This window comes from Fibrobacter sp. UWR3 (assembly GCF_900143055.1).
GTDB lineage: Bacteria > Fibrobacterota > Fibrobacteria > Fibrobacterales > Fibrobacteraceae > Fibrobacter.
Map to the genome: position 1 here is coordinate 71,040 of NZ_FRCW01000006.1, position 12,257 is coordinate 83,296.

The 12,257-nt window shown below is 56.1% G+C and carries 11 protein-coding genes; 3 read left to right on the plus strand and 8 right to left on the minus strand.

Translation table 11 applies throughout. From position 1 onward, the window contains the following. Positions 1–4: 4 nt before the first annotated feature. Positions 5–2,539, plus strand: coding sequence for a DNA gyrase/topoisomerase IV subunit A (locus BUA44_RS09330; RefSeq protein ID WP_072811203.1), 2,535 nt, complete (start codon positions 5–7; stop codon positions 2,537–2,539). Between the two features lie 123 nt (positions 2,540–2,662). On the opposite strand, the gene BUA44_RS09335 is transcribed toward BUA44_RS09330, so the two are convergent. The 6 genes from BUA44_RS09335 to BUA44_RS09360 all read right to left on the minus strand — a co-directional run bounded on the left by BUA44_RS09335 (position 2,663) and on the right by BUA44_RS09360 (position 7,552). Next, positions 2,663–3,088: a hypothetical protein gene (locus BUA44_RS09335; protein ID WP_072811205.1), complete on the minus strand. Its 426-nt coding sequence runs from the start codon at positions 3,086–3,088 to the stop codon at positions 2,663–2,665. 10 nt (positions 3,089–3,098) lie between these two features. Continuing rightward, positions 3,099–3,527, minus strand: a complete 429-nt coding sequence (locus BUA44_RS09340) for a hypothetical protein (protein WP_143151936.1) — start codon at positions 3,525–3,527, stop codon at positions 3,099–3,101. A 219-nt stretch (positions 3,528–3,746) separates the two neighbouring features. Further along, positions 3,747–4,628, minus strand: coding sequence for an NAD(+)/NADH kinase (locus tag BUA44_RS09345; protein WP_173365429.1), 882 nt, complete (start codon positions 4,626–4,628; stop codon positions 3,747–3,749). Positions 4,629–4,638: 10 nt separating this feature from the next. Beyond that, positions 4,639–6,012: a 3-phosphoshikimate 1-carboxyvinyltransferase gene (locus BUA44_RS09350; protein ID WP_072811213.1), complete on the minus strand. Its 1,374-nt coding sequence runs from the start codon at positions 6,010–6,012 to the stop codon at positions 4,639–4,641. Further along, complete coding sequence (locus BUA44_RS09355; protein WP_072811215.1) at positions 6,012–7,280, minus strand: prephenate dehydrogenase/arogenate dehydrogenase family protein; 1,269 nt, start codon at positions 7,278–7,280, stop codon at positions 6,012–6,014. The genes BUA44_RS09350 and BUA44_RS09355 overlap by 1 nt, the downstream gene beginning before the upstream one ends. Further along, on the minus strand, positions 7,277–7,552 hold the full coding sequence (locus tag BUA44_RS09360; RefSeq protein ID WP_255370513.1) for a chorismate mutase: 276 nt from the start codon (positions 7,550–7,552) through the stop codon (positions 7,277–7,279). The genes BUA44_RS09355 and BUA44_RS09360 overlap by 4 nt, the downstream gene beginning before the upstream one ends. 215 nt (positions 7,553–7,767) lie before the next feature. Between BUA44_RS09360 and BUA44_RS09365 the strand changes: the two genes are divergently transcribed. Further along, positions 7,768–8,790: a glycoside hydrolase family 16 protein gene (locus tag BUA44_RS09365; protein WP_072811519.1), complete on the plus strand. Its 1,023-nt coding sequence runs from the start codon at positions 7,768–7,770 to the stop codon at positions 8,788–8,790. Between the two features lie 75 nt (positions 8,791–8,865). Beyond that, the gene (locus BUA44_RS09370) at positions 8,866–10,239 is read left to right on the plus strand and encodes a GntR family transcriptional regulator (RefSeq protein ID WP_072811520.1); all 1,374 of its coding nucleotides are present in this window, start codon (positions 8,866–8,868) and stop codon (positions 10,237–10,239) included. A 72-nt stretch (positions 10,240–10,311) separates the two neighbouring features. Here the strand turns inward: BUA44_RS09370 and BUA44_RS09375 are convergent, their stop codons facing one another. Both BUA44_RS09375 and BUA44_RS09380 read right to left on the minus strand, forming a co-directional pair. Next, positions 10,312–11,532, minus strand: coding sequence for a mechanosensitive ion channel family protein (locus BUA44_RS09375; RefSeq protein WP_255370514.1), 1,221 nt, complete (start codon positions 11,530–11,532; stop codon positions 10,312–10,314). A 3-nt stretch (positions 11,533–11,535) separates the two neighbouring features. Further along, positions 11,536–12,231: a hypothetical protein gene (locus BUA44_RS09380; RefSeq protein WP_072811217.1), complete on the minus strand. Its 696-nt coding sequence runs from the start codon at positions 12,229–12,231 to the stop codon at positions 11,536–11,538. Positions 12,232–12,257 lie beyond the last annotated feature (26 nt).

Sequence of the window (12,257 nt, forward strand, 5' to 3'; positions counted from 1 at the left end):
AATTATGGACGAAGAACAGAAAACTTTAGGACTTTCGAACGTAAACCACCTGGAAAAGCTGTACAACGGCTGGTTCCTGGACTACGCGAGCTATACGATTCTCGACCGCGCCGTGCCCTACTTCGAGGACGGTTTAAAACCGGTGCAGCGCCGCATTCTGCATACCATGTACGAGATGAACGACGGCAGCTTCCACAAGGTGGCGGGCATCGTGGGCGACACCATGCACTACCACCCCCACGGCGACGCCTCCATCTACACGGCCCTCGTGAACATGGGCCAGAAGAACCTGCTTATCGAGCCGCAGGGTAACTGGGGTAACCCGCTTACGGGCGACGAGGCGGCCGCCCCGCGTTACATCGAAGGCAAACTCAGCGACTTCGCGCTCGACGTGATGTTCAACCCCGAGACTACGGAATGGATTCCGAACTACGACGGGCGTTCCAAGGAACCGGTGACGCTCCCCGCGAAGTTCCCGATTCTCCTGGCCCAGGGCGTGGACGGCATCGCGGTGGGCCTTTCCACCACCATCCTCCCCCACAATTTCAAGGAACTGTGCCAGGCGAGCATCGACTACCTGCGCGGCCGCAAGTTCACGCTTTACCCGGACTTCTACACGGGCGGCATCATCGACGTGAGCGAATACAACGACGGCCAGCGCGGCGGACGCCTCAAGGTCCGTGCGAAAATCGAGAAACTCGACAACAAGACGCTCGTCATCCGCGAAATTCCCTTCGGCACCACCACCGACAGCCTTATCGACTCCATCGTGGCGGCCAACGACAAAGGCAAAATCAAGATTAAGCAGATTGTGGACCACACCACCGAAAACGTGGAAATCCAGATCCACCTACAGGCAGGTTCCGACCCGCAAGTCGTCATCGACGCGCTCTATGCGTTTACCGACTGCCAGACGACCTTGGCCGCCAACAGCTGCGTGATTATCGACAAGAAGCCGAAATTCAGCAGCACCACCGAACTTTTGAAGCTCAGCACCGACCACACGGTGCACCTGCTGGACTGGGAACTCGACAACGAGCTCAAGCACCTGCAGGACCAGTGGCACATGACGAGCCTCGAGAAAATCTTCATCGAGAAGGAAGTCTACGAGGTCATCAAGAAGGCAAAGACCCACGACGAGATGGTCCAGCTGATTGACGAAGGCTTGAAGCCCTATGTGCGCAAGCTCCGCCGCGAAGTGACCCGCGAAGAAATCCTCAAGCTGGCCGAAATTCCGGTCCGCCGCATCAGCCGCTTTGACCGCAAGAAAGCCGACGAATTCCTCGAAGAACTCGACAAGAAGATCGAGGAAGTGAACTACAACAAGGAACACCTCACCGACTACGCCGTGAACTACTTCAAGAACATTCTGAAGAAGTACGGTGAAGGTCGCGACCGCAAGACGGAAATCGGCGAATTTGGCCAGGTGAGCGCCGTGCACGTGGCTCTCGCGAACCAGAAGCTCTACGTGAACCGCAAGGAAGGCTTCCTCGGCACGGGCATGAAGAAGGAAGAATACCTCTTCGACGTCTCCGAGTACGACGACCTCATCGTGTTCAAGGCCGACGGCAGCTTCAAGGTCGTGAAGGTCTCCGACAAGGACTTCGTGGGCAAGAACATCGTGCTCGTCGAGAAGTTCAACAAGGACGACGAACGCCACATCTACAACGTCATCCATCAGGACGGCAAGGAAGGCACGGCCTACATCAAGCGCTTCAACGTGGGTGGCGTGACCCGCGACAAGGACTACTTCATGGGCAAGAACAAGCCCGGTAGCCGCCTGCTTTACCTCTCCAGCAACATGAATGGCGAGGCCGAAGTCGTGGAAGTGACGCTCAAGCCGCGTCCGCGCACCAAGCTCAACTTCGAGGTGGATTTCAGCACCATCGAGGTGAAGGGCCGTGGCGCGATGGGCAACATCGTCACCAAGTACCCGGTCAAGAGCGTAAAGCGCATCCGCAAGGGCGTAAGCACCCTCGGCGCGCGCGTACTCTACTTCGATGCCCCCAGCGGCCTCATCAGCACGCAGAAGAAGGGCGACCGCATCGGCGAATTCGGCGAGAAGGACAAGATCCTTATCGTGAAGGAGAACGGTACAGCCCGCGTGCACGACATGGCCGACCCGATTCTCGTGGGAACCGGCGTGAAATACGTCCACAAGTTCGACCCCGCGCAGGTATTTACCGTGCTCTACTTCGAGGGCGGGAACTTCAACTACATGGTGAAGCGCTTCAACCTGGAAGGCTGCCCCATGACGACGGAATTCAGCCTCATCAGCGACCACAAGGATTCGCAGATGATTGAATTCTTCGCGACAGACGACGCACGCCAGCTCATGGAATACCAGGTGGGCCGCGAAGTCCAGAAGGAAGAACTCGACCTGACGGAAGTCGCCGACATCAAGAGCTACAAGGCGCTCGGCAGCAAATTCACCGCGAAGAAGGTCAAGCGCACGAGCCGCATCACTCCGCCGGATACTTTCGACGACGGCACGAGCGACGACGCTGGCGCCGAGCCCGAAGACCCGACGCTGTTCTAACAAAAATCGCGCGGGTTAAACCGCGCGAAACTCACTTTTAAAAGAAATCCCCGCAGGCATAACCCGCGGGAATTTTCAATTTCTAGTCAATGATTGCGCCAGCCACAGGCCTCACAACAGCTATTACAGGCCGTAACGAGCGAAGGCATCTTCCTCGCCCACAATCTTGAAATCGACTATGTACTGCTTCTTCGAAACGGGATTGTTGTATTCAAAGACCTCGATAACCCAGGCGTTCTTTTCGCACTGGATGAGGAAGCCGGTGCGTTCGAGCGTTCCGACAGTCTTCGTGCCAAGAATCTCGAAACCCACGGGTTTGCCGTACTGCGCCGCGATATTCTGGAATATCGTGGCATATTGCATCTTGAGGTTCGAAACGTTCACGTTGCCCTTGAGGAAGGGGCTATCGTCGAGCACGGCATCGAAGGCCTTGTCGTACTTATCTGCTTTCAGGTGATCGACCATCGCCTTGACGCATTCACTGGAATGCGGGCCCGCAAATGCAAAAGAGCAAAGCAACAGGGAAAAAATTACAGCCTTGATTTTCATTGTTTCTCCTTTATTTTTTATCATAATACTTGAATACGTCTTCCTCGGTCAACACGCGCAACTCACTGAACTCGCTTTTCCCGTTTGGCGATACGTATTCCTTTATCACAATCAGCCACGCAGATTTTTCACAGTTGATCTGGTAAACAGTCTCGTCATAGGCCTTGGACAGGCGGCGCGTACGCAGTTTCGTATGGTTCAGCACCTTGCCGTGCTGCTTGACAAATTTCTCGAAATACCCGGCGTACTGCGTAACTCCCACTACCTTTTGTTCGTCAGCCATGTTCAAGCCATAGTCCAACAGAGCCGTTGCGGCTTCCTTGTACTTGGACTTCTTAAGGAATTTTTCGACCTTATCCATCTGCTTGTCGGCAACCTCACCGGCATGGCACACGAAAGCCATCAACAAGACATATAACAACGAACGCAGAAATTTCATATAACTGAATATAGTATTTTTTTAGCATAGTGGAACACTTCGCAAAGAGAACACTGGAACGAAGTGTGAGTGTGAGCCAAAAGCGACTCGTATCAACGAGTCGTGATGGCGAAAGCGAGTGAGAAAACGGAGGTTCTTCATCTGAGATGACGAACGAGCGGTCGCATTAGAGCGTGCGGAGTGCACCTCAGAGCAAACATTCTCTATGAATATGCAGGATTATGCGAGGCGGGGCTTTCCCGTCCAACCTAACTTTTCGCGGAGTGCACCCACAAAACCGGTATGGCGCATGCGGATAAACGTCGTCACGGCCTTGCACTCGCTCAGCACGACCTTCTCGCCCACCTTCATCTCGTAGGCGGTACGGCCATCGAACACGAGGTCAAGCGGGCGCTCCACCGCAGAGACAATTTCAAGCTTCTTGTCGGTAAGCGAAAGCACGAGCGGGCGCACGGAGAGACTGCTAGGAGCGACGGGCGTGAGCACGACGGCAGGAGTGCTCGGGTGGATGATAGGGCCACCCGCCGCGAGGTTATAGGCGGTAGAACCCGTCGGTGTAGAAACCAGCAGGGAATCAGCCCAGTATTCGGTAAGGCACGTGCCGTTGTAGGCCACGTTCACGTTCACCATGCGGTCAGGCATGTGCGCGCGGACATGGACCTCGTTCAAGACCGTCTGTTTTGCGACCACCTTGCGACCGCGATAAACGACTGCGTCAATCATCATGCGTTCGCGGGTAGAAAAGTCACCCGCGAGCAAGTCATCGAGCGTTTTTGCAAGGCCTTCCACGCGACTTTCGGCAAGGAACCCCACGCGGCCCGCATTCACTCCGAGTATGGGAATGTTGTGTCCGAGCGCGATATGCGCGGCAGAAAGCACCGTACCGTCCCCGCCGATAGCGAGAAGCAGGTCCATGCGCGAAAGCCCGGATTCCTTGATCACGTGAATCGGCTTCTTGGCAAGCCCCTTCAGGGAATCAAGCGCAAAGAATTCCACCTTCGGGTGCGTCGCGGCCCAATCCGCAATCTGGTCGAGAGCGTTCGCGAGGTCGGCACTCTTGTCCTTGAAACCGACGATTCCAATTTTCGAAAACTTCTTCATAGTCACCCCCCTATTCCTTGCCCTCATTCGCGGGAGCCTCAGCGACAAGCACCTGCTTCAGCTTTTCGACAACGCCCGGGAAAATCGCCTCGACTGCATCTGCATTCGCCACCGGTTCATCGTTCTCGAGGGCAAAAGAAAGCACACTAAGCGCAAGCCCCGCCTCGGGTGAATTTCCGCCGTCAAAGTCGCTCCCGTTCACGATGGTTTCCATCCCGCGAATAACGAGCCCGTCATCGTACACGCCGACTTCCACGCCGGTCTTCCGCAGGTTTTCTGCCAAGAAGTCGTTTGACACGCGCATCTCGGAGCGAATTTCCTTCGGGATACGGAGGATGGTTTCGCCCTCGGCAAAGCACGCCGCCACCGCGAGGAACGCATATTCCGAAAGCGACGTCGCTACGGTGTCTTCGCCAAAGCGCCTGCCCTGCAGCCGCTTGCCCGCTTCCATCGGGTAAATTTCCACATCGCCATACACGTCGCCGAACTTTTCCCTGCGGGTTACGGTCTCGATGTTTGCGCCCATGCGCTTGAGGCAAGTGAGCGCCCCCGCACGGGTGCTGTTCAGGTCCACGTTCAAAAGCTTTACCACATTGCCCTTGGGCACCTTGCCGATGGTCGTCAGCAAGGCAAATGCCGTCGCCTCGGTCGTATCGCCCGGCACGTAGTAATCGCGCCCGGTAATCACGCGGGTTTCCGCAAGTTCCGTCATCTGGGTGCGTTCAATTTTCTTGCCCTGCGCCATCATCAGGCGGCGTTCGAACTCGCTCAGTTGCTCCATGCCGCGACCCTCGTAACGGAGGGGCACGCCAAAGTACATGAGCATCTTTGTCCACTGGTCATGAACCAGCGAACGTTCCTCGAAGCTCACGTACTCGCCACGCACCAGCGTGCGGAGCAGCACCCTGTTGCGCATAATAAACGGCACGTTCCCGAGCGAATCCTTCTTGAGCGCGGGTTCTTCGGGCGCAAAGCGGAACACGAACTTCGCGGGAGCATCAGTTTCGACATTGACCTTGAAATACTTGAGGAGCATCGCCTTCACGGCGACAATCTTCTCGATGCCGTCCCTGTCGGGTTCGGCTGCAAGCGTATAGACCTGCTCGGAATCCTTGCTCGCGAGCGTCCACAAAAGTACGTTCTCCTGCTCCGGAAAATCATACGGAAGCATCGACGGGAGCGCATACTGGAAGCCCCTGCCGTCAAGCACCAGCTGGTGCCCGTGCAGTTCATAGCGGAGCCCGAATTCGGCGAGGGCCTGCGCAAAACGTTCTGAACCGCTGGCCCAGGCAAAATCGTCGAGTACGGTGCGCCCGTTTACCAACAGGCCCATCAAAAGCGTAAGGTCCATCCGTTCCCTGTCGGGATTCAACGCAAATTCCATTATCGTTCCTTAACTTCGTAACCCAGGTAACGGAGCAGCTTGACCGCGCGGGCGGCCTCGTCCTCGGTCTTGAAGGCAATCAGCAATGTGCCCGCTACGTTCTCGCGGACCTTCATGAGTTCAATGTCGCGGATGTTTAGTCCCTCTTCGGCGAGCGGATGCAACACGCTCAAAAGCGCGCCCGGTTTGTCCTTGAGCGGCACCGTAATCTCGAAAAATGCGGAAGCGGCGTTCCGGCCAGGAGCGAACAGGCTCGCACGTCCCTCGTTGCCCGCCTTGAAAATTTCTTCCAGCGAATCGGAACGGTCGGCGCATTTCCCACCGGCTACCGAACCGCGGGTCGCATCGAACGAACCACCCGCAGGCCTGCCGTCCTTTACCACGTCGAGTTTCTGCATCGCCTCGATTGTCGCATTCACGCCATCGCGAACCTCGGTCAAGGCTCGCACCGTCTCGTCGCGATTGGTGACCGCGATATCGTGCCACATCGCCCACCCGCTTGCCGCAATGCGCGTCATGTCGCGGAAGGCGCGACCCGCATAGTGCTGGTAGTTGTGTTCGAGCAGGCGGTCCGGAATGCTTGCCGCCAGAGTAGAACTGAGCATCTGGGGCATGTGCGAAACCCACGCCATGGTGCGGTCGTGGTGCTCCGGCGGGAACACTACGGCAGAGGCCCCGAGGAACTTCACCAGGTCCAGGAGCGGCGCGTACACATTCTCGGCAGTACCCTCGGGCGGACACACAAACCAGTAGGCGTTCTCGAAAATCGCGGGGTCGTTGAATTCGCAGGTGCGCTTCTCGGAACCCGCCATCGGGTGGCTACCCACGAACCTGAACGGGGCCGGCAGTTTGGAACCCGCCCTGCAGATTTCGACCTTCGTGCTCCCGATATCGCTCACGAGGCACGCGGCGCCGTTTAATTTTGCGTCGATTGAATTCGCGCCGTTTGAACCCGCGACGCAATCCTTACCCGCAACGCCGTTAGACAGCGCGGCCTCCTTGACCCACTTCACGTGCGAAAGCGCGTCAATCGTCTTCAAAATATGCAGAATCGGGCCACACAGCAAAATGAGGTCGCAGTCGCGGGACCATTCTTCCACCTGCGCGTATTCAAAAAACTCGTCCGCTAGTTCCAACTCGCGGGCGCGTGCAAGCGTCGCGGGCGAGCTCACCGCGCGTATGACCGTCGGGCGCTTCGCCTGCTTGAGTGCAGAAGCGATAGAACCTGCCAGAAGTCCAAAACCCACCAAGGCTATCCGCTTCATCATTCCTCCACCTTGCGGGTCTCTTCCATAATCGTGCGGAAAATATTCACGATAGATTCCGGCGGGAGCGGTCCACCCCCCTTTACCGCCTTCTCGGCGACAGCGGCTAGCACCGCCTCTTCGCGGGCAGCGTCGAATACCGGCAGGCCCTTCTCTTTCTTGAGCTTACCAATCTCGGTCGCGAATTCCGCCCGCCTGTTCAAAAGCGAGATAATCGTATCGGTGAGTTCATCGATGCGCTTGCGCCAATCGTCTATTTCCATGTGGGAATCCATGTGCCGAAAGATAGAAAATTGAGGGTAATTTTTAGAAAATGAGGGTATTTTTATGCCTGCGCACGCCCTGCCCCAAAATTCAGCTCAAACCCCTACCCCAAACACGCCCCGAACCTAGCACACTTGATACACCTCATTCATTTACAACCTTCACACCATTGCGCACCCCACAAATCGAATCTATTTTATTTCTTGTGTATGGGCAGGAGATGATTATGAGCATTCTAAAAACACTCACCACTGGAACATTGGCGGTACTAGCCATGGCATCTACCCTCAGCGCAAAAGACTTCAGCGGCGCAGAACTCTACACCAATGAAGAATACACCTACGGGAAATTCGAAGCCCGCATGAAAATGGCCGCCGCATCGGGAACCGTGAGTTCCATGTTCCTCTACCAGAACGGTTCCGAGCAAGCTTCTGCCCAGCGTTGGGTCGAAGTTGACATCGAAGTTCTCGGCAAGAACCCGAACAGTTTCCAGTCCAACATCATTACCGGCAAGGCCGGCGCACAGGTCACCAGTGAAAAGCACCATAATGTGAGCCCGGCTGCAGACCAGGCTTTCCACACCTACGGCCTCGAATGGACGCCCGATTACGTGCGTTGGACTCTCGACGGGCAAGAAGTCCGCAGGACCAACAAGGGCGACAATAAAAACCAGGTGGCGAACCTGATTGGAACCCAGGGCCTCCGCTTCAACCTGTGGTCTTCCGAAAGCGCCGATTGGGTCGGTCAGTTCGACGAATCCAAGCTCCCGATTTTCCAGTTCATCAACTGGGTCAAGGTCTACAAGTACACTCCGGGCCAGGGCGAAGGCGGCAGCGACTTCACGCTCGACTGGACAGACAATTTCGACTCGTTTGACGGTTCCCGCTGGGGCAAGGGCGACTGGACCTTCGACGGCAACCGCGTCGACCTCACCGACAAGAACATCTACTCCAGGGACGGCATGCTGATTCTTGCCCTCACCCGCAAGGGCCAGGAGTCCTTCAACGGTCAGGTCCCGAAAGACGACGAGCCCGCTCCGGTTTCTTCGAGCAGCGTGACCCCGCCGCCGGAATCCTCCAGCAGCAGCGAGCCGTTTATCCCGCCGATGTCCTCCTCCAGCGAGCCCATTACGGCCATCCAGCAGGTTCGCACCCCGCAGATGCAGCCGAAGGAAGTCCGCGGCATCGTGAACGCGAAGGGCGCCCACGTGAAGGAAATCAACCGCTACCGCGTGAACTTCAAGTACTAGAAATTCTCCTAATCACTCCAAACAACAAAGGTCCGTGCAGCTTCGCGCCGCGCGGACTTTTGTTATTTTATGGGCATGCGCGAAGAACTGGCAAAGATAATCCAGGATATCCCCCACAACGACGGCGATCGGCTCCCGAGCGTACGCGAAATCATGAAGGCTTACGGCGTCTCCTCGAACACCGTGCAGTCGGCGCTCAAGATGCTAGAGAAAGCATCGCAAATATGCCGCATCCAGGGCAAGGGATGCTTCTGGACATCGGGCGGAGTCGCTAAAATCTACGAACGGCACCCCGCACCGCAGGCCAGGGAAAGCGCCTACGACAAGGTGGAGCGCCTTTTTCGCGAGGACTGGGACCGCGGCACATTCCGCATCGACGAACCGCTCCCGCTCATGAAGGAACTCGCACAGCGCTACAACGTTTCGCAGGCGATTCTCCGGAACTTCCTGAACGTGATGGTGCAAAAAGGCGCGCTGGCCCGTTCCGGAAGGCACTACAGCTTTATTCGCAATAGCAAGAACGAGCAACCCGCATCGCTCAGCGAAATCATATTCGTAACGCGATGCAACAGCTGGGGCGGCTTTACCGCCGAAAGCGAACGCGAAATGGATTTCTTGCGCATGGTCTACAAGAAGGCGGGTGCAGACAACTACAAGCTCATATTGCTCGGCATGAACGAGAACAGCGGCAAGCTCATCGACCGTAGCGGCAAGACCCGCAAGCTCGCGGACTACCCAAACGCCGTGGGAGCAATCCTCTCGACGCTCCTTATAATGCAGCCGCTAAAGCTGATGCAGCAATTCGCGGGCATCCGCTACCCTATCGCCGTCTGGTGGGAGCAGCCCCTGCAAGATATCCCGCTCAGGTACCTGCAGAAAGAAAACTGGACATTCTTCAATTCCACCTTCGGGACAGCCCCGGGGAAAGAAATGGGCAAGTTCCTTATCGCCCACGGGATAAACCAGGTGGCCTACTTTTCGCCCTACCACAACAGTTCGTGGTCCATAGACCGCCTGCAGGGGCTACGCGACGCAGGGCTTTCCGTAATCGACTACACCGACAGCGAGTTTGCAAGCCCGTGGGACTACAAGCAGATTGCGCGCAGCAAGGTGGAAAAGTTCTCGGTCGAGGTTTACGCCCGCGAACTTTTGAAGCAGAAGATGGTTTCGCTCATGAAGAACCGCGATTACGAGCAGGTCGCAATCGTCTGCGTGAACGACGACGTGGCAAGCGCGCTTCTCGAAATGCAGGAAGAGGGCCGAATCGAAAAACTCGGCCCGCTGTACGCCTTCGACAACTCCGCAGAAAGCTACATGTTGCGCCTTCCCTCCTACGATTTCAACACGCAGGCGCTCGTAGACCACATGTTCTACAGCATCGCAAACACCGATGCCTTCCGGATGCAGCGGAAGGTCCAGCAGATTCTGGGCCAGGTCGTAGAGAAATAAATCAGTACAGATCCTCGCCTTGCTTCGACAAAACTCAGCACAGGCCGCGAGGATGACGAAGCAGCCCTAAAACTATTGGCGCTGGTAGAGTTCCAGCCCGAATTCCGGCATGGCTGCAATCAGGTGGTCCAGGATATCCGCCTGGATTCCTTCGAAATCTTCCCACACGGTCGTATTCGCGAAAGCATAAACTTCCAGCGGGAGGCCCAACGGGGTCGGCTCCAGCAGGCGCGTCATGAGCGTCATGTCCTGCGCGACTGTCTTACGTGAACGCAGGTATGCCGTGCAGTAGGCGCGGAACGTGCCGATATTCGTGAGGTGTCGGGCATTGAGCATATCAGGGCTGCCAGAACCCTGTGCGATTCCCAACAGGCCCGCCTTGGACTCCTCGCCCACAATCTCGTGAATCTTAGCCTCCAGGTACGGAGCAAGAATCTTTATTTTAGATAAACTAGCAATTTCGTCCGGAGTAAGGAACCGGACCGTCTTCTGGTCAATATACATGGCACGCTTGATGCGCCGCACGCCGGAATCCTGCATCCCGCGCCAGTTGCGGAACGAATTCGTAATGAGGTCGTATGCGGGTATCACCGAGATGGTGTTGTCCCAGTTGCGCACCTTCACCGAGGTAAGCGTAATGTCCATGACCGTACCGTCGGCATTGTGGCGTTCAATTTCAATCCAGTCGCCCTTTCGCAGCAGGTCGGACAAGTTTATCTGTACTCCCGAAACTACACCCAGAATAGAATCCTTGAAAATGAGCATCAGCACGGTCGCCATCGCACCGAGAGCGGAGAAGATGATAACCGGGCTCTTGTCCGTCAACTGGCTCACGATGAATATCGCGGCAAGGCAGAACAGCGAGACCTTTATCGCCTGGAATATACCGTGCAGAGGGCGCTTCATCGTGCGTTCGTTTATGCCGTTAAAATGCTCAATCACGTCAAGAATCGAGCACGCAATCGCAAACGAAAGCAGCGTATACCAGATGTTCGCAATCCTCGAAGACACCTCGAAAAGCCACGTACTCGGGTCAAGAACATTCTGGACCGCGGCAGAGAACGCCGTCGCCGGGATAACCTGCAAAAGGCGCGAAGCCAGATGGCGTTCCACAAGAATCTTGTTCAACGCGCTCGGACTCTTTTTCGACCAGCGTTTCATTATCGGCATTACGAGGGCATAAATCGCGAGGAAAATAATCGCAATCGAAAGGACTACGATTCCAAAATGGAAGAACTCGCTGTCCATCTGAAGGTTTTCCACCTGCGTGGCAAAATCGTGCACTTTATTCATAGGTTACTTTCTCACTAAACGCATGATTCCCTGGCGGTTGAACTCGGGAACATCCTTCGCGAAGGGGCTCTTTGTTTCTGCACGGAGCGTAAACACACCGGCATCGCCCGCATCGACTTCCGTTCCCGACTTGGAAGATACTCCATCCACAAAAATCGAGTCCGCGACAACAGAAAGGATATTCTCCAAATCTTCCTGAGCCCCGTTCGTGCGCGAAATACACAAATCCGGCAGGCCAAACACCTCCAGCCCGAGCGTATAGAGCACGTCCGCACTTTCTACAAAGTTGATCCACGTGTCCATCGGGAATTCCGCATCACCGAGTTCCTCACGGAAAGCGGCCGCAGCCCACGCCGTACCCGACTGCTGCATATACACGCCGGTCGCACCCGCGGCAAGCACCTTGAGAATGGCGGCATTCACCATGCGCAGTTCATCGGCACTCTTGAGCGAGCCCAACAAAAACAGCAGCGACTTGTGCGAATCGATTGCACTCGCCTCTTCCGCAGAAATCTCGTTGTGTTCCTTGAAAATATCGGAGAGACCAGCCGCAGGGGCATTACGTACAACGTCAAAACGCACATTGCAACCGGGCACGAGCAAGTTTTTCGCATCGGCCCCCACCGAGACGACGTCCGTTATCTTGAAGGGTTCCGTCACTGCGACAGGAATCGGGAAAGCAAGTACAAACCTATTCATATCCATTCCTCTGCCCGAAGGGGCAT